Raw genomic sequence first — 18338 nt, forward strand, 5'->3', positions numbered from 1 at the left:
GGGTTTGACGATGTGTGGTTCCGCTACGGGGAAAGCAGGCCGGCGCGGAACAACTCGTCATAGGTCGTCAGGCCGGGTTCGGCCTTGTCCATCCCGTTATCAAGGAGCATGCGCTGGCCCTTGTCGGCCAGGCGCTGGCGCAGGCCTCTGTCGTCGTGGTGGTCGAGGATGGCCGCGCTGTCGGACTCGTCCAGGTGCCAGACCTCGAAGATACCGATGCGGCCGTGGTAGCCCAGATTGTTGCAGGCGGAGCAGCCGCGCGCGGCCCAGACCGCCTCGGGCGCCTTGCGCCCGCTGATGCCGAGCCACTGTTGTTCTCGGTCGTTCGGCGCCCGGCGCTCATGGCAATGCGGGCACAGACGCCGCACAAGCCGTTGTGCGATCACCAGCTCGAGTGTCGGCGCGATCTCGAAGTCTTCAAGGCCCATGTTGCGCAGGGAGGCGACGGTACCGACTGCATCACGACTGTGCAGGGTGGCCATCAGGGAACGCCCGCTGGTGGCGATGTTGATCGCGCCGCGGGCGGATGGCCCGTCGCGGACCTCCCCGACCAGTACATAATCCGGATCGAGTCGCAGCAGGGTCTGGGTGCCTTGTTCGAAGTCGAGCCCCTGGTCGGTATTGATCTGGATCTGGTTCACGCCCGGGATGGCGTACTCGACTGGGTCCTCGAGCGTGATGATCTGCTGGGGTGTCTGCCCGATTTCGTGCAGAAGGGCGTACAGGGTCGTGGTCTTTCCGCTGCCGGTGGGGCCGGTCACCAGCAGTACGCCACCGGCTGTCTGTGTCCACTGGCGAATGGCCTCGACTTCCTGTTCCGGCAGCCCCAGGTCGCTGATGTCCTGGAAGGCATCGGGCTCTGCCAGGATGCGCACGGACAGCTTGTCGCCGTTGACGCAGGGTACGGCCGTCACACGCAGATCCATGTGCCCCGTGTCTTCGTCGCGCCAGGCGAAGCTGCCTTCCGCGGAGTTCAGGGTGGGCATTGGATCGAGACTGGCCAGGGTCTTGAACTGATTGGACAGCAGTTCCCCCAGGCCGGTCTCGAGTGTTGTGGCGTCCACCATCAGGCCATCGATGCGCAACCGAATGCGGTAGCCGTCAGGCTCGGGGTCGAGATGGATGTCGGAGGCGCGTACGGCGACGGCGTCTTCGATCAGGGCATGGGCCTCGAGTCGGCCCTCGGCGTGTTCGTCCTCGTTGAGGTAGTCGCGCAGGCCGGGGACCAGATGGGGTTTCAGTGCGCGCCCGTCACCGGGCGTTGGTCGGAGCGATTCCGGCATTCAGCCCCCGGTGAAAGGGTTGGGGAGGTTGCGATACCGGCCGAAGCCGGCAAGAGCTACCGTTGCGGGCGTTCGCGCAGGTCACTCGCGGAACGGGTGACCTGGGCTTCGCGGTCCAGCATGATCAGGGCCTGCGTCTCCTCAGTCTCCTCGCTCACCATCTGGTCACCTTCGACCCCGGGCGGCGGGCTTTGAGGCCGCATTTCCATGACCTGCGCGAGGGTGGGCAGCTCGACCTTCGAGACCAGCTCGGCAGTGGCGTCCTGGGCCTGCGGATTCTGCATCGTCAGCACGAAGCCGGTCGCCAGCACGAGCAGCGACAGGATAAACGGGTGCTGTTGTTGGGCCGTATGCAGCGGACGGGTATCGAACATCGATGCAGCCTGGGTCAGGTTCCTGATCCATGGACAATACCCGCGGGAGCGGGTTCCTTCAAGCAACCACGCTCCGGCCGAGAGTGCGCGCCTCAGGTCACTCGGCGGCAGACCAGAAAGACCTCGCCGACGTCTTCTGTGGGGATCATGCCCGGGTAGAGCTGGAGCGCCTTTTGCCGCTTCAGGGCCAGCGGCATGAAGTAGCGGTTGTAGTAATGCATGGCCGTATCGCGGTGATGCTGCAGGAACCACATGCCCAGGCGGGTGAGGAGTGACGAGCGTGGTTTCATGCCGAACACGCCGCTTTGGTCGATGGTAAGACCGTGGCGTTCCAGCAACGCGAACAGGCTGTTGGGCGTGTAGCGGCGATAGTGTCCCACGATTTCGTCGAAGCGGGTCCAGTATTCCGGATGGAGGGGCGTCGAGAGCAGGATGCGCGCCCCTGGCGCGGCGACACGCGTCAGTTCGCGCATGGCCTGCTCGTCATTCTCGACGTGCTCGATGATGTCGAGTGCAGAGATCAGGTCGAAGCGGCCGTCTTCGTAGGGAAGGTCGCCGATGACGGCAGATTCCGTGTGACCGCCTTCGGCGCGCAGCGTGCGCAGGGCGGGCTCGCTGATATCGGCGAAGTGCGTGCCGGCGATGGGCAGCCGTGGACGCATGCCGGGCCCGACTTCAAGGCGCTCGAAGCCGTCGCGATTCAGCCGACAGACCAGCGGCCAGGTATTGAACTGATCGGGCGACACCAGTCGCGAATCTTTCCACAAGTCATTGTAGAAACGGCGATTGGTGTCGAGCAGCCGATCGTGATCGGCGGTATGCGGGGAGGCTGGATCAGACAAGCAGAATACCGGGAGCGAATATGTGACGAGTATAGGGGTTCTGTCTGGCGCCATGGCGGTTACCCGGGGGCGCATGTGGGAAGCTGTGAACGGGTCCGGGTTTCTAAAGACGCTTGTGCAGCAGCGGGGTGAGGGCATCCGCCGGCATGGCGCGACCAAAGTAATAGCCCTGGCCATAGGTGCAGTCCATCGAGGCCAGCATGCGCGCCGCTTCCGGGTGCTCGATGCCCTCGGCGGTCACTTGCAAATCCAGCGCCTGGGCGAGACCAATGATCGAGCGAACAAGATTGCTGTAGTAGGGGTCCTGGCCGAGTGGCTGAACGAAGCTCTTGTCGATCTTGAGGGTGTCCAGGCGTAGCCATTGCAGGTAGCCGAGGGCCGAGTACCCGGTACCGAAATCGTCGAGCGCGATATGTACCCCGCGCTCGCTGATGGCCGCGATCCGGTCGCGGATGCTGGAGTCGCCCTCCAGATACACATTTTCGGTGACCTCCAGGCAGACGCACTCGGCGGGCAGGCCCGTGTTGGCCAGGGCTTGGTCCAGCACGGTAAGAAAGTGGTCGCGCTTGAGCTGTACCGGCGAGACGTTCACCGAGATGCGCTGAAACTCGTGTCCCGCCGCGCGCCAGTCGGCGGCCTGCTGCATCGCGGTGTGCAACACTTGGTCGCCGACCTCCAGCATCAAGCCGAGTTCTTCCAGTATCGGTACGAACTGATCCGGCCCGGGTGCCCCGGCGCGCTGCCAGCGTAGCAGGGCCTCGGCCCCGATAATGCGCCCACCGGGCAGGGCTACGATCGGCTGAAACCAGGGGGTTAGTTCGCCGTTGCTCACGGCAGCACGGACTTCCTGTTCCAGCTCACGCCGCCGCGCGCTGCGCTCGGCCAGTGCGGGGTCGAATACGGTCAGGCGGGCTCCACCCTCTGTCTTGGAACGCTGCAGGGCGGTTTCCGCACAGCGGGTCAGGGCCTCGGCGTCAGGGGCATCCCCGGGAAATACCGCAACACCCGCACTCAATCGGGGATGGAATTCTTCGGCTGTGTGCATGGAATGGTGGTGATGCAAGGCCTTCAGTACGCGCTGACAAAGCCCCTCGACATCCTCTGAGGAGTCGATCCCGTCGAATACCACTACAAACTCGTCGCCGCCGATGCGCGCCGCCGTATCGGTCTCGCGGATGACGTCCTGCAGGCCTTGCGCGAGTGTGATCAGGAGCTGATCGCCGGCCTGCTTCCCGACCATGTCGTTGATGTCGCGGAAGCGGTCGATGTTGAGTGCCAGAACCGCTACGCATTGATCGGCTCGTCGTGCGCGGCGCAGGGCGAGCTCAAGGCGGTCGAAGAACAGGGCGCGGTTACCCAGCCCGGTCAGGCTGTCGAAGTAGGCCATGTGCTCGATCACGCGGCGATCGTGTTCCCGCTTGTACACATGGCCGAGTGCCTGGGCGATCCCCTCGATGACCTCGCGGCTAAGGTCCGGGTCGATATCCGGGGTGTCGGCGAATGCCTCGATCAACCCATAGCAATGACCATGGACATAAATGCTGCAGATGCAGCAGCGTTCCGGGCGGTTGGGGTGTTGGCTGGCGAGCCCAAGCTGGCTCTCGATGCCGCAGGCCGAGTCCAGTAGTGCGCGACCGGCCGGCGTGGGCTCGACCTCGTCATCCCGTGCCGGCAGGTTCAGGTTGGCGATTCGGCGTAGCTGACCCGCCGGGTCGCGGTAAAGGGCGTGAGCGCGCCGCCAGACGGTGTGGTCAGCGAGCTGTTGCAGGCCCTGGGTAGTGGTGTCCTCCAGGCTGTCGCTGGCATTGGCTAGTCGAGTGACTTCCAGGATCGTCTCGAGCTTGACCTGTTCCCGATACAGACGCCGGGTTGCGTCTTCGGCGATTCGCTCGGCTTCCTGGCGAGCTTGGCGCTCGCGTTCCAGGCGGCGGTCGCGCAGTGCTGGCGCCTTGGCACGATCCTGGTGGTAGGAGTCAGCCAACGTTTGGCTCGACGTGGATCTGGAAATGGCAACGGCCGTCGCCTCGATGCTGGCACTCCGGGTGCTCGACGTGGACGGTCTGCCCATAGCGGTCGCCCGTGCCCAGTATCAACCCGTGCGCCAGTGAACAAAGTCCCCGTTCCGAGCGGTAGTCCATCGCCAGCTCTTGCGGCCCCGTCCGCGTGCAGTCAAAAACGGGGACCCGAGCGCCCGGATAGAGCTTCACGACTTCGGGATGGATCACATCGTTCAGGGCCTGGAGCAGCCCAATCGAGTCTGGGTAGTGATCGAAGACGCCTGGATAGGCCTGCTCGAAGCGCGGAAGCATCTCGCGTCCGACCCACTGCAAACAGTCGGCGGTATTGAGGCCCGTAACCTCGCAGGCGGCGCCGACCAGTCGCATCATCTCGTCGTCCTCGTAGTTTCCGAGCGAGGTGTAGGCGCCGGTAACCTGCGCCCGGTCCAGGAGACCCTCCCAGCCTTCCTCGCCGTAGTGTTCCGTCACGATTTCTTCAAGGACGTTGAATACGATGCCTTTCATTCCATTGTTCCCGTTCGCGTGTCCGTCCCGTGACCCTAAAGGATTGAACCCGCGGAAAACAGAGTGGGCGACGCGAGTGGCTCAGCCGTAGTATTCCGCGGCAGAGTTGTGATGCTTTCCGGGTAGGGAGACGACGCAGTTCCGCCCCTGGGCCTTGGCGTTGTAGACCGCCTCGTCGGCTGCGCGGAACAGGTCGTTGAGTTCGGCATCGCTCCCGGGCTCTCGGCTGGTGACTCCGAAGGACGCGGTGAGCGGCAGGCCCGCCGGGTGCAGATCCTGGACCCGCTGGCGCAGGTCCTCGGCACGGGTATGGGCATCGAACAAGTCGCTGCCTGGCATTAGCATCAGCAACTCCTCGCCGCCGAAGCGGACGGGGATCTCGCCGGGCGCGGCAACCGCGCGCAGCAGTTGGCCAATGGCCGCGAGGACCTCGTCGCCGACCAGGTGGCCGTGACGGTCATTGATGTCCTTGAAGTGGTCGAGGTCCATCAGGATCAGGGCCAGCGGTTGGTCGTGGCTGCAGGGTTCATCGAAGAATCGGCTGGCGAACTCCGTCAGGGCATTGCGATTGCTCAGACCGGTCAGTGGATCAACCATCGCCATCTCGTAGTGCTTCTGGCGCTGAAGGCGGACCTCTTCCATCAGGCGTTTGTTGTTCAACAGGTTGTACAGGCGCGCCCGAAGTTCATCTCCCTGGAAAGGTTTGGTAACGAAGTCATTGACACCGAGTCGAAAAATTTCCGCCCGTCGATGCTGGTCATCCAGGCCCGACATGGCGACGATTGGCATCTCGGTCATGTCCGGGCATTGCTGCCGGATGCAACCCACAAGCCCCATTCCGCTCAGCTCTCCCTCAACCAGGATGTCGCTCAGGACCAGGTCAAACTGCGAGGGGTCGAAGGCCGCGAGGGCATCGGAGGCACTGGTGTAGTGCACGATATCGAGGCCCATGGGCTCCAGGGCGCGACGCAGGTAGCGTGCGGCAGTGGGGCTGTCCTCCACATACAGAATCCGTCCGCTGAGGAGGCTCTCCAGCGGCTGCGCGTAGCGTTCGGCCTGCTGGAACAGTTCCCCAATGTTGGTTCGGTCATGGACATCGGTCGCGCCCGCGGCGAAGGCGCGTTCGCGAATGCGCATATCAGGGTTGGACGTAAGGATGATCAGCGGGAGCCCGCGGCCGTAACGCCTCTTGCGCGCCGCGCGGCAGAATTCCAGGCCATCCATGTCGGGCAGGCTTAGCGAAACGCAGGCCAGCTCTGCGCGGAAGATGTCCAGACGTGCGAGCCCCTCGGCGCCGGTGCCGGCCATGCTGGCTTCATGCCCGGCGGTGCCCACCATGCGGCTCCACAGTGCCCGGAACACGCGCGAGCGATCGACGACCAGGATCCTCATGATCCCGGCTCCCGTTGGCGATCCGGCCGTGGCCCCCTGTGCCCGCGCATGTCCTTGCTCCCATTCCGTCCAGCAACCGCAGCGTCCGTGCTGCCGCTCCGTATAGTGCGCGTTGCCAGCGTTTGCAACAACTGCGGCACTTTGGCTGTGGTGCCGGGGCATGAATGGCGTGTGGGTCGCCTGACTGCGTAAGCGAACCCACGGTACAGTTCCCTCATGAAAGGAGACGACGCTGGCCAGACCCCGGGAGCGCGCGAGTATCACCAATTGGATGCCTGCGCCTGTGCGGCGGCCGTGCGTGACGGGGAGGTGGTTCCCGAGTCCCTGCTGCGGTGCGCGCTGGGGCGCCTGGATGCGGTGAACCCCGTGCTCAATGCGGTTTGCATCGATGCCCGATCGCGTGCCAAGGCACGAATCGACGAGGGCGTTAAGGGACCATTCGCCGGGGTCCCGTACCTGGTCAAGGACCTCCTGCAGGACGTCAAGGGGCTTCCTTCGACCCTGGGTAGTCGATCCTGCCGTCAGGTGATTGCGCCGGCGAGTGCCGACACCGTAAAACGAGCCGAAGCGGCGGGGCTGGTAATTCTGGGCAAGACCACGACGCCCGAATTCGGGCTCAAGGGGATTACGGAGTCCGCGCTCTGGGGGGCAACCCGCAATCCTTGGGATACCGAGCGCTCGCCCGGCGGTTCCAGTGGTGGCGCGGCGGCGGCCGTGGCGGCCGGGATTGTGCCCATGGCGGGTGCCAATGACGGCGCCGGGTCGATTCGCATACCGGCCTCGTACTGCGGCCTGTTCGGACTGAAACCTTCGCGCGGTCGGGTGCCGGTGACGCCGCTGGCGGGCGAGGCCTGGGAAGGCGCGGTGAGCGAGGGGGTGCTTTCGCGCAGTGTGCGCGACAGTGCTCGAATGCTCGATGTCTTGTCCTCCGGACACAGTGCTTCCGCGCCCTTTCGGGTGGAGCCCCCTCCGGCAAGCTTCGAGGCGCTCGCCCGGCACGAGGCGGGACGCCTGCGGATCGGCTGGAACGTCGATTCGCCCGTGGACGGACGGGTCGATCGCGACTGTGTGGAGGCGGTCGAGCGGACCGCCGGTTTACTGGAAGCCCAAGGGCACGTCGTTGAGCGTGTGACCAACTGGCCGGTGGATGGCCGGCATGTGGCGCGGTCGGTACTGGCGTTGTTGTACGGGCAGGTGGCGGCATTCGTGGCGCGTGCGCGCGAACGGGGTGCGCGCTGGGACGACTTCGAGCTGGATACACGCACACTGGCGCGGCTGGGGCGGGCTTTGACCGCGGGGGAATACGCCCGCGCGCGGCAGGGCTGGCATCGCGTCAGTCTGGCGCTGGCGACGCTATTCGAGCGCCATGACCTCCTGCTACTACCGACCGTGGCGATGCCGCCGCCGCGGATCGGCGAGCTGGAGCCAGCGCCCCTGGTTCGTGCCCTGCAGGAGCTCGCCCTGTACCTGCCGGTGGGGCGCTGGATGCTGAACAGCCGCTTTCTGGAGCGGATGACCTTCGAGAACCTGGAGCGTACCCCGTTCACCCTGACGGCCAACCTGGCCGGGATCCCCGCGATGTCGGTACCGCTGCACTGGGATCGTGCCGGGCTGCCTGTGGGCGTGCAGTTCATGGCGCCCTGGGGCGAGGAAGGGCGGCTGTTGTCGCTGGCGACTCAGCTGGAGGCCGTGCAGCCCTGGTTTGACCGGGTGCCGCCACCCCTGCCGGGCACAGGGCAGGGCTGAAGCATCATCCCTGCGTCCGATTCCGGTCAGGCGACGCTGCGGCGCCAGTCCGTGATTTCGTCGTGCAGGTGCTGGCGGCCCGGATCGTCCAGGAAGGCGGCTTCGACCGCGTTGCGGGCGAGCTGTTCCAGGTCGTCGATCGACAGTGCCAGCGCTTCGGTGGTCGCGCGGAAGTTCTCGCCGATGTAGCCGCCGAAGTAGGCGGGATCATCGGAGTTGATGGTGACCCGCAGCCCGGCATCGAGCAGGCGCTTGAGGTTGTGGTCCTCGAGCCGGTCGAACACGCAGAGCTTGATGTTCGACAGCGGGCAGACGGTCAGCGGGATCTGCTCCTGCGCAAGCCGTTGCAGCAGGGCGGGGTCCTGCTCGGCCTGCACGCCGTGATCGATGCGGTCGACCTGCAGCACGTCCAGGGCCTGGCGGATGTATTCGGGCGGGCCCTCCTCACCGGCGTGGGCGACAACCCGGAAGCCAGCGTCGCGCACGCGATCGAACACCGCCCGGAATTTCTCCGGCGGGTGGCCCTGTTCGGCCGAGTCCAGCCCGAATGCCGCAATGCGGTCGCGGTAGGGCCGGGCCGCCTCGAAGGTCTCCATCGCGGCCTCGGCGCTCAGGTGGCGCAGAAAGCACAGGATCAGGCGGCTGGAGATGCCCAGCTCGCGTTCGCCATCGTCCAGGGCGCGGGTGATGCCATCGATCACCGTCGCGAACGCCACGCCACGTTCAGTATGCGTCTGGGGATCGAAGAAGATCTCGGTGTGGCGTACGTGATCCTGCTGGCAGCGCTGCAGATAGGCCCACGTCAGGTCGTAGAAGTCCTGCTCGGTCAGCAGGACGCAGGCCCCCGCGTAGTAGATATCCAGAAACGACTGCAGGTCCTGGAACTGGTAGGCCGCGCGCACCTCGTCGATCGAGCCATAGGGAAGATCCACGCCGTTTCGCTCGGCCAGCCGGAACAGGAGTTCCGGTTCCAGAGCCCCCTCGATGTGCAGGTGGAGCTCTACCTTGGGGAGGCGGGCGATCGGGTCTTGCATGCTGGCGTCCTGTAGTCGGCACGTGGGCGATGAATGGTAACGGCTTGATCCGAATGGCGCTAAATGATGCCGCGATTACGGGTCGATACGCGTCTCGCTGGCGCCGCCGTGCTCGATCCAGCCGTGGATCATGCGCGGGGTGGTGGTACCGGCCGCACAGCGCCCCTCGCGGTCGATCACGATCGCACCGCCGTAGCCGTCCAGCCGGTCGCGCAGCCGCCGCAGGCTCGCGGTCAGGGCTCCGGCGGCGCCGAGACCCAGCAGCTCGATACGGTCGGCGAGGTCCTTGGCGAAGACACTGCGCAGGAAATGCTCGCCTAGGCCGGTCGCGGAGATGGCGGCGGTGTGATCGTCGGCGTAGACGCCTGCCCCCGCGATCGGCGAGTCCCCGATGCGGCCGGGACGCTGGCCATTCATGCCGCCGGTGGAGGTTGCCGCCGCCAGGTGGCCGCGCTGATCGCGGGCGACGGCGCCGATGGTCCCCGGGGCGGGCTCGTCATGGTCCAGGGTGACGGCGCCACGCCGCAGGGTTCGTTCCAGTTGCTCCCGCCGTTGCGCCGTAATCAGCCGGCTTTCGTCGATCATGGGCAGCCCGGCTTGCCGGGCAAAGGTCGCGGCCCCCTCGGCGACCAGCAGTACGTGTGCCCCGTCGTCCAGGATCGCGCGAGCCAGCCGGATGGGATTGGCGATGCCGCGCACCGCCCCCACTGCTCCCACACCGAGGGTTGCACCATCCATGATCGCGGCGTCCAGTTCGACCGTGCCCGCGCGCGTCAACGCGGCTCCCGTACCGGCGTTGAACAGCGGGTCGTCCTCGAGCAGCGCCGCGCAGTATTCAACGGTATCCAGCGCACGTTCGCCACGGGCCAGGCGCTCGCGGCCGGCCTCCAGTACCCGCAGCATCGCGGCGTGGTACTGCTCGGCAACCAGCGGGTCCTGCACCTCGCGGATGCGTCCGGCCCCGCCGTGGATCATCAACGAAAAGGCCTTCGAGGCCATCAGCGGTCCTGCGCCTGTCCGCGGATCAACAGGATGTCGCTGTGGCTACCGGGGACAAAGCGGCTCTGGGCAATCGCGATCTCGCCAGCCGCGTTGACCGCCATCCGCCGTTTCAGCTGCCCCTGAAGCCCGCCGCTGTAGGGCCGGTCGACGGTCCCCGGGACGGGCTCGACGCGCGCGAACTCCAGGGTGTCCAGTGGGGCGTGGGTAAACGCGAGGCCGTACGGGCGGTCGGTCGGGTGTTGATAGCGCTGCCAGACGAGATAGAGCCGGTCGGCGGAGCGGGCCAGCGTAGGGAAGCCGCCCGCCCAGTCGTCCGCGTCCAGTTTCTTCGCCGAGGTGAACTCCAGGCTGTCGGCATCGGCCTGGGCGAGATGCAGTCGGCGGTGGTAGGGCTGGCGGTAGTCTTCCAGGTCGTTTGCGGGGATCGCGCCGAAGGCGAGGTGCACGGTGCCGTCATCATCCACCACGAGCGAAGGCGCATCGGCATGACCCGGGGTTTCCAGGGCTGTTGTGGGAGCGGAAAAGCCTTGGCCCATCTCCTCCGAGGTGGCAATGCGGAGGTCGGCATACGGATCGTCGCCCTCCGACCAGACCAGCAGGACGCGCCCGGAGGGGGTCTGGGCCAGACTCGGTGCGCGGGCCGGTTTTTCGGCGCCGTCGTTGACCGTCTCGGGTTCCGCGAAGCTCTCGCCGTTGTCGGACGAATAGGTGACGCGCAACGGACCCCGGTATTCGGTCCAGGCCGCGACGACCTGACCCTCCGCGGCCAGCAGCAGATCCAGGCTGCCGTTGTCCCAGCGATGTGCGGTGATGCGTCCCTTGCCGGCCCCGTCGCGCGAGTTCGACAGGTTTTGATGATCCTCGAACGAGCGGCCGCCGTCCCGGGAGCGGGCATAGAGGATCTCCCCGCCGTGGTCGCCACCGGTAAACAGGATCTCCTGCCAGAGCAGGTGAACGGTGAATTCGTCCTCGTCATCCGGCACCGGCTCGATCGCGACGCGCGGCAGCCAGGAGAAGGTGTCGGGCTCGCCGCCGATGCGAGTGGGTTCGTCCAGGACCGCCTGACCGTCGCGGTCGTAGCGTTGCAGCAGGATCGCCTGCTCCACCTGGTCAACCCAGACGACGACCACGTCGCCGTGGTCGTTGATCGCCACCGAGGCATCGTCCACATAGCGAAAGTCGGAGGCATTCATGCGCCAGGGGCCTCGGTAGGCTTCGCCACGGGCGACCTCGACGGGATCCTGCCAGAGGATTCGGGTGTGGGGCTCCTCGTCCGCGAGGGTGGGTGTGGGCCCAAACGCGAGAGCCAACCCGGCAAGGATGCCGAGGGCGGGCCAGGCGTGTATGTACGTGGTTCGAGGCATGCGACCTCCTGTGGCGAAATACGGCCCGGTTTCGTGCAGTGGCGCTTTATGGGACCACCGGGTGCCCGGAAGGATTCACGTCCAGGAGCCTGTCGGATTTTGGCGGTCGTCGCGAGCGTGGGGCAGGAGAGCGGTCCTTTTCCGCTCTCCCGCACGCGCAGCCGATCAGCCCCCAGTCCAACTGGCTCCTAGCCCCCAAGCGGCGACAGGAGTTCCTGCACGAAGCGACCGAACAGGGCCGGCTCGAGTAGAAGCATGAAGCCCACGCCCCAGGCACCGCCCCAGAGGTGGGCGCTGTGATTCACGTTGTCGCGCGCCTGCCGCTGCGCCCAGAACGAATAGGCCACGTAGGCGGCCGCGAACATGATCGCCGGCATCGGGATGAAGAACACGAACAGCATCGACCAGGGCTGCAGCAGGATATAGGCGAACAAAACGGCCGAGACCGCACCCGAGGCCCCCAGGCTGCGGTAGAAGCGGTTGTTCCGGTGACGCAGGTGGGTGGGCAGGATCGCCAGCACGATGCCGGCCAGGTAGAACGCCACAAAGCCGAGTACGCCAATCTCTGGGACCAGCACACGCTCCATGGCCATGCCGAAGAAGAACAGCGTAATCATGTTGAACGCGAGATGGGTGCCGTCCGCGTGGATGAACCCGTGGGTGATCAGCCGCCAGTATTCGCCGCGGGCCACCGCCGGTGGCCAGTAGATCATCCGCTCGAGTACGCGCGGGCGCTGCCAGGCCCAGACGGAGGTCGCGACGGTACCCGCGATGATGAACAGCGTGATGTAAAAGTCCTGTTCCATTGATGATCGGCTGCTCCCGAGGGCCGGTTTTTTTCAAGGCTTCGGCCCGGATCTTGAAAACTTCTGTCGACTTCCTACCTATTGGGGTAGGAGCCCTGAATGCAAGTGCTCACGACACACGATACGAGGAGGTGACTGCATGGACCTGCAAAAGCTGAAGCCGTGGAACTGGTTCAAGCGCGAGGAACAGGAACAGCCCGAGGTCCTGCCCGCGCGGCGCGATGACGCCACGGGCGACCCGCTGCTGCGGATGCACCAGGAGATGGACCGGATGTTCGACCAGTTCCTTGGCCGTGTGCCAGGCAGCGCCCTCGCGGGCCGTACCGGCTCGCTGTGGCTGAAGCCCAGCGTGGATATCGCCGAGGGACGCAAGGCCTACCGGATATCGGTGGAGGTGCCCGGGATCTCGGAGGACGAGATCGACCTTTCCATCGATGGGGACGATCTGATCATCTCGGGCGAGAAACGCCAGGAACACGAGGAAGACGAGGAGGGCTACCACCGGATCGAGCGCAGTTACGGGCAGTTTCGCCGGGTCCTGAGCCTTCCGGGTGATGCCGACACGGATCGTATATCGGCCCGCTTCAAGAACGGGGTGCTGGATGTCCAAGTCCCCCGCCGCAAGGATGGTGAGCGCCCCGGGGTGCGGCGAATCGAGATTGAACGTTAGCGTGACCGGAACGAGGCAGTCGGGATATGCGGATCGGCTCGGCGCCGTCTAGGCTGAAGGAAGGGTAGGCGGCAGGGAGGCCGATAATGACGCGTCGTATCGTGATCTGCGCGGACGGGACCTGGAACCGTCCGGAGGAGGACGTCGAATCCGACGTCCCCACCAACGTCTTGCGCCTGGCCCGCGCGGTAGCGCCCGTGGACGCCGCCGGCGATACCCAGCAGGTGTTCTATGACTGGGGTGTGGGGTCGTACCACGCCCGGATCAGTGGCGGCGTGACCGGGCGGGGCATCCACAAGAACATCACCGATGCCTACCGCTACATCGTGCAGAACTACGCCTCGGGGACCGAGCTTTTCCTGTTTGGATTCAGCCGGGGTGCGTACACCGTGCGCAGCCTGTGCGGTCTGATCAACAACTGCGGGATTCTCCGGCGTCCGGATGCGCGTCTGATCGAGGAGGCCTTTCGCCTGTACAAACGCACGGGGGCGGCGTACAAGCCCGAAGGCAAGCACTCGCGCGCCTTTCGCGAGGCGCACAGCCACCCCTCGCGGGAGATCCGTTTCGTGGGTGCCTGGGATACCGTCGGGGCACTGGGCATCCCGTTTTCGGTGCTCGGACTGTTCGACCGCACGGACGAGTTCTACGACACCAAGTTGGGCCCGAACGTCCGCATCGCGCGCCATGCACTGGCCATCGACGAGCGCCGGGCAGATTTCGAACCCACCCTGTGGGAGCCGCGCGAAGGACTGGACCTGGACCAGCAGTGGTTCGCCGGGGTGCACGCGGATATCGGGGGCGGCTATCCACCCGATGCCCAGGGGCTGCGGGTCGCCGATATTGCCCTGGACTGGATGCTGGAGCAGGCATCCGCCGGAGGACTGGAGTTCGAGCCGCACCTTCCGGCCAGCCTGCGCCCCGACTCTCGCGCCGCGATCCACCAGTCGCGGCGTCACATCTATCGCTTGCGCCGCACACTGGTCCGGGACCTCGACCAGGGGGATTCTCCGACGCGGCTGCACCCGTCGGTCGAAGCACGCTACCGGCAGTCCCGCGACTACCGTCCTCCAAACCTCAAGGCCTATCTCGACAAGCGATCCCGCGACAGGTGACCTCACTGGCGCCGGGTCGTGTCATCATGAATGCACCGGCACGAGGGCGTTTGGAGGTATAGCCCCCGGTTTGGCGGGGGTGCCGGACTCGGGACGAAAGGGTAGCAAGGACTCCGTGGAGGGAGCATGGCGAGGTCGCGTGACGCGAGCCAGGAACGCTGGATCGATCGGTTTCGTGTGCTGGAGACACTGGGGGAGAGTGCGCGCGACGGCCTGTATGTCGCGCATGACGGCGTACTGGACCGACGCGTGATGGTACGTACGCTGACGCACCAGGCTCTGGGCGATGCCGAGGCGCGTGATGACCTGATGCGCGCGGCCCGCGCGGTGAGCCGTTTCCGGCATCCCCACAGCGCGGCGATCTTCGAAGCGGGGCCCTGGGACGAGGGTCTCTATCTCGTATGCGAGTACATCGAGGGCGAAACGCTGGATGCCCTGCTCGCCAGGGGACGGCTGCCGCTGGACCGCGCCCTGGCGCTGATGCGCGAGATTGTCGATGCCCTGGCGGCTGCGCACGAGCAGGGGATTGTTCATGGGTCGCTGCAGCCTGCGAACATCACGGTTGGTGCGGACGGTCATGCGCGAGTCACCGGTCTGGGGCTCGCGTTGCCTGAGGGTAGCGAACAGGCCGCGGGGCATCAGACACAGACGCGCCATTACCTGGCCCGGGAGCAGCTGTGTGGAGGGCCGCCGACAGTGGCAGCGGACGTGTTCTCGCTGGGCGCGCTGTTCTACGAACTCCTGGCGGGACGGCGGGCCTTTTCCGGGGACGCCGACCGGGATGCGCCGGGTGAGATGGAAGCCGATGTTCCCGAACCGCCGTCGAAGCACACAGGCGAGGGCGACGAACGCCTGGATGCCATCGCCCTGAGGGCACTGCGCCCCGATCCGCACGAGCGTTACGCATCGGCCCAGGCGCTGCGCGAGGCGTTTCTCGCCGTGACCGAGGGCCGCGAGACCGAGGCGGGGGATCCGGGCGATTTCATCCTTCGCCGGATCCGGCGCAAGCCGGATTTCCCGGGGATCTCGGCCCACATTCGCGAGATTACGCAGTGCTCGGGCGACAGCCAGCAGCGCTCGGTCGCCGAGTTGTCGAATGCGGTGCTGAAGGACTACGCGACCACACAAAAGCTTCTGCGGCTGGCCAATTCCCCTTTCTACAGCAACTTCGGCGGCAACATCCGCACGGTCTCCCGGGCGGTCGTCCTGCTGGGATTCGAGCAGGTGCGCACGGCGGCGCTTGGCCTCGTGCTGCTGGAGAACCTCAAGGGCGGCAGCCAGTCCGCTCGCCTGATGCAGGCGATGGTGCAAACGCTGTTCAGCGCGATGCTGGCACGCACGCTGGCCCGGCAGCTCGGCGGGGTCGAAAGCGAACAGGCGTTTGTCTGCGCACTGTTCCACGACATCGGTCGGATGCTGGCCCTCTACTACCTCCCCGAGGAGGCCGACGAGATTCAGATCCGGCAGACGCAGGGCGTTTCCGAGGGCAGTGCGGCGCGCCAGGTGCTTGGCCTCTCGTACGAGGCACTGGCGCGTGCCGTGCTGGAGGACTGGAACTTCCCGCGCGAGATCGTGCAGGCGGTCGAACGGGCGCCCGAGGGCACGCTGCCGGCCGTACGCGACCCGGACCAGCGTCTGCATCGGATCGTAACCCTGGCCAGCGAGATGGCGGGTCGCATTATCCACCAGGACCCGGCGGAGCAGGATCTCGCCCTGGCCGAACTACGGCGCCGCTACAAGGCGTCGCTGGACGTCGAAGCTACGGGTATGCGGCGGGCCATTCAGGGCGGGCGCGAGCATCTCGAGCAGTTTCTGAGCGTGGTCAAGCTGCCGCGTGAGGGGCAGGAACATCTGCGGCAACTGCGGCGGAATCTGGGGGTTGGCGAGACCGCGCAGGGTGGCGATGTTCCGGACGAGGAGGCCCTGCTGGATGCCAATGGCGGCCTGGCGGCCGACGGCCCGGGTTCCGGGGCGGCGTCACCGGCCGAGCAGGCGGCGGCCCTGATGGAGTCGCTGACGGACATGCTCGATGCGATGGTCGAGGGGTTCGAGCTGAACCCGCTGGTCCAGGCGACGCTGGAGAATATCTACCAGGTGCTCGGACTGCGCCGCGCGATGCTGATGCTGGCGGATCGGGAACGCCGCACGCTGGTGGCCCATACCGCGTTCGGGCATGAGGCGGAATCCCTGTCCGGGCGTCTGCGCCTGTCGCTGAGTGGCTCGGGCAATGTGCTCTCGCTGGCCATGACACAGCGCAAGGACATGGTGATCAGCGACAGTTCGGACCCGGCGATCAGCCGCTACATTCCGGCGGAGTTCCGTGATGCGCTGGATGCGCGCAGTTTTCTCTTGCTGCCTCTGGGTGTGCGTGAGCGCTGTGTGGGGCTGCTGTACCTGGAGTTGGCGCCGGGCAGTACGGAATTGGACCCGCTGGTGCTGCGCGCGCTGAAATCGGTTCGGAATCAGCTGGCCCTGGCGATCTGCGAGGCGCGGTCCTGACGCGATTCAAGGCGACCCCTCGCCGGCGAGTACGCCGATGCGGTAGTCGGGGAGCATGTCGTGGGCACGGCGGCTGTGGGGGCGGCCGGTGCCCTTCGTATCCCATCCGTGCGAGGCATCCGTTCCGCAGTCCTCCTCGATCGGCGTCGGATGGCGCGGCAGGTACTCCGTGAGGTCATAGACCACGCCATGGATTGCCATCCAGCAGTTGTCTTCGCTGGCGTGGCGGGCCAGTTCCTCGTACGTGATGCCCTCGTCGCCTTCCACGACCGGTGGAGTGGTGTCCGGGCCCAGCAGATGCACGGCCAGGAGAGTCAGCAGGCTCGCGATGAAGGCGACTAGGAGCGTATAGACAGTCTGGCCGGTTCTTGTCATGGCGTGCTCACAGTAGATGGAAGGCCTCTGAGTGGATACGCGAGTTCGGCACGCCTTCGGCATGCAGGAGTCCGCGGACGTAACGATCGACAACCCCCGGACCACAGACCCAGAACTCGGCGGATGCGAAATCCGCACCGTGCTGCCGCAGGAAATCGGCGTTGAGCAGGCCGTCCCGTTCGCGCAGGTGCAATGTCAGGTCCAGATCCTCGATCGTGTTGGCGAGACGCTCGAGTTCGTCATGGTAGGCCGCCGCCTCCCGCCGATCGGCCAGCTGGAAAAGGTGCACGGGAGGGTTGGCCGAACGTCCTTCGCGCGCCAGCGCGCGTACCGCAGACACAAAGGGGGTGATGCCGACTCCCGCGCCCAGCCAGACCGCCGGCCGCTTGCGGTCATGCCCCTGCAGGAAGGTGCCGTACGGGCCTTCGACCTGGACCGGGCTGCCCGGGGCGATCTCCTGCAACGCGCGCGACCCGTCCCCCAGCGCCTTGATCCCGATGCGCAGGTGCTCCTCGCCGGGTGCGGAGGCAAGGGTGAATGGGTGTTCCTCACCCTGGCCGTTGGCCAGTCCCGGGTCGAGCGGTGTCAGATAGACAAACTGCGCCGGTTGGTAGTCCAGTGGCTTTTGTTCGGGGCGCAGACACAGCTCGACCATGCTCGGGGTCAGCCGGTCCAGGCGCTCCACGCGATAGGTGTGCCGTCCGATTCGGGGCGACAGCAGCTTGCGCCAGAGGTAGGCGGCGAGGGCCAGTAGTCCAAGTACCCACCAGGGCCAGGTGGCCTGAGCCAGAGGCCAGGCATGGACAATCCCCAACAAAAGCGCGAGCCCCGAGAATGCGTGCAGGCGTTTCCAGCGGGCGTAGCCGGGTTCGCCGAAGAACTTGAAGGTTGGCGCCAGCACGATGACCAGCACGATCAGTGCCGCCCAGCCGGCGAGGATGGGCCAGTGATCGGGGCCCGGGAACAGGCGGTGAACGGCGGATGCTACCGAGTGCCCCAGACCCCCGGCGGCGACGAGCCAGACATGGGCGATGGCCAGGAGCAGGGAGGCGGCGCCCAGGGCATGGTGGCGTCTCCAGAGATCGATCAGCCCGCCGAACAGGCGGTCGCTGTGCGGGAGCCGGATGCTCAGGATGCCGGCCAGCAGCATGCTGGTGAGGGCGAGTACCCCGGAGACCTGCGTCAGCCAGCGGATGACCTCGTCGCGCTCCCAGATGATGGGCGCCAGGTGGCCACCGGCCCAGAGTGGGACGAGCAGCGCCAGCAGTAACAGAAAATCGCCCCGGTGGAGTCGGTTCACGGCGGCGCCCTTGAGAA

General features: G+C 66.1%; 16 protein-coding genes. 4 read left to right on the plus strand and 12 right to left on the minus strand.

What is annotated here, in order from left to right; genetic code table 11:
- Positions 1–23: 23 nt before the first annotated feature.
- The 6 genes from F813_RS0107600 to F813_RS0107625 form a co-directional block, all read right to left on the minus strand.
- Positions 24–1283, minus strand: a complete 1260-nt coding sequence (locus tag F813_RS0107600; protein WP_017926097.1) for a GspE/PulE family protein — start codon at positions 1281–1283, stop codon at positions 24–26.
- Between the two features lie 56 nt (positions 1284–1339).
- Positions 1340–1657: a hypothetical protein gene (locus F813_RS0107605; RefSeq protein ID WP_012982770.1), complete on the minus strand. Its 318-nt coding sequence runs from the start codon at positions 1655–1657 to the stop codon at positions 1340–1342.
- Positions 1658–1749: 92 nt separating this feature from the next.
- Entirely contained in the window at positions 1750–2499 is a 750-nt protein-coding gene (locus F813_RS0107610; protein WP_017926098.1) for a methyltransferase domain-containing protein, read from the minus strand.
- 103 nt (positions 2500–2602) lie between these two features.
- Positions 2603–4480, minus strand: coding sequence for a bifunctional diguanylate cyclase/phosphodiesterase (locus tag F813_RS0107615; RefSeq protein WP_017926099.1), 1878 nt, complete (start codon positions 4478–4480; stop codon positions 2603–2605).
- Positions 4473–5021 carry a heme NO-binding domain-containing protein gene (locus F813_RS0107620; RefSeq protein ID WP_017926100.1) on the minus strand — a complete coding sequence of 183 codons (549 nt, stop codon included), beginning with the start codon at positions 5019–5021 and terminating at the stop codon, positions 4473–4475. The genes F813_RS0107615 and F813_RS0107620 overlap by 8 nt, the downstream gene beginning before the upstream one ends.
- Positions 5022–5102: 81 nt before the next feature.
- A complete protein-coding gene (locus tag F813_RS0107625; RefSeq protein WP_012982765.1) occupies positions 5103–6413 on the minus strand; it encodes a diguanylate cyclase in 1311 nt (436 codons plus the stop codon).
- 216 nt (positions 6414–6629) lie between these two features.
- Between F813_RS0107625 and F813_RS0107630 the strand changes: the two genes are divergently transcribed.
- Positions 6630–8159, plus strand: coding sequence for an amidase (locus tag F813_RS0107630; protein WP_012982764.1), 1530 nt, complete (start codon positions 6630–6632; stop codon positions 8157–8159).
- Positions 8160–8185: 26 nt separating this feature from the next.
- On the opposite strand, the gene F813_RS0107635 is transcribed toward F813_RS0107630, so the two are convergent.
- The 4 genes from F813_RS0107635 to F813_RS0107650 form a co-directional block, all read right to left on the minus strand.
- Complete coding sequence (locus F813_RS0107635) at positions 8186–9193, minus strand: adenosine deaminase (protein WP_017926102.1); 1008 nt, start codon at positions 9191–9193, stop codon at positions 8186–8188.
- 75 nt (positions 9194–9268) lie between these two features.
- Complete coding sequence (locus F813_RS0107640; RefSeq protein WP_017926103.1) at positions 9269–10192, minus strand: isoaspartyl peptidase/L-asparaginase family protein; 924 nt, start codon at positions 10190–10192, stop codon at positions 9269–9271.
- A complete protein-coding gene (locus F813_RS0107645) occupies positions 10192–11559 on the minus strand; it encodes a sialidase family protein (protein WP_012982761.1) in 1368 nt (455 codons plus the stop codon). Before F813_RS0107645 ends, F813_RS0107640 begins: the two co-directional genes overlap by 1 nt.
- A 188-nt stretch (positions 11560–11747) precedes the next feature.
- Positions 11748–12365 carry a rhomboid family intramembrane serine protease gene (locus tag F813_RS0107650; protein WP_017926105.1) on the minus strand — a complete coding sequence of 206 codons (618 nt, stop codon included), beginning with the start codon at positions 12363–12365 and terminating at the stop codon, positions 11748–11750.
- Between the two features lie 139 nt (positions 12366–12504).
- Between F813_RS0107650 and F813_RS0107655 the strand changes: the two genes are divergently transcribed.
- The 3 genes from F813_RS0107655 to F813_RS0107665 all read left to right on the plus strand — a co-directional run bounded on the left by F813_RS0107655 (position 12505) and on the right by F813_RS0107665 (position 16646).
- Positions 12505–13035, plus strand: coding sequence for an Hsp20/alpha crystallin family protein (locus F813_RS0107655; protein ID WP_012982759.1), 531 nt, complete (start codon positions 12505–12507; stop codon positions 13033–13035).
- 86 nt (positions 13036–13121) lie between these two features.
- The gene (locus F813_RS0107660) at positions 13122–14147 is read left to right on the plus strand and encodes a DUF2235 domain-containing protein (RefSeq protein ID WP_012982758.1); all 1026 of its coding nucleotides are present in this window, start codon (positions 13122–13124) and stop codon (positions 14145–14147) included.
- Positions 14148–14273: 126 nt separating this feature from the next.
- Positions 14274–16646, plus strand: a complete 2373-nt coding sequence (locus F813_RS0107665) for an HDOD domain-containing protein (protein WP_012982757.1) — start codon at positions 14274–14276, stop codon at positions 16644–16646.
- A 6-nt stretch (positions 16647–16652) separates the two neighbouring features.
- On the opposite strand, the gene F813_RS0107670 is transcribed toward F813_RS0107665, so the two are convergent.
- Both F813_RS0107670 and F813_RS0107675 read right to left on the minus strand, forming a co-directional pair.
- Entirely contained in the window at positions 16653–17021 is a 369-nt protein-coding gene (locus tag F813_RS0107670) for a cytochrome b5-like heme/steroid binding domain-containing protein (RefSeq protein ID WP_017926106.1), read from the minus strand.
- Positions 17022–17028: 7 nt separating this feature from the next.
- Positions 17029–18321 carry a ferric reductase-like transmembrane domain-containing protein gene (locus F813_RS0107675; protein WP_017926107.1) on the minus strand — a complete coding sequence of 431 codons (1293 nt, stop codon included), beginning with the start codon at positions 18319–18321 and terminating at the stop codon, positions 17029–17031.
- Positions 18322–18338 lie beyond the last annotated feature (17 nt).

Origin of the sequence: Thioalkalivibrio sp. HL-Eb18, from assembly GCF_000364985.1 — a bacterium.
Taxonomy (GTDB): Bacteria; Pseudomonadota; Gammaproteobacteria; order Ectothiorhodospirales; family Ectothiorhodospiraceae; genus Thioalkalivibrio.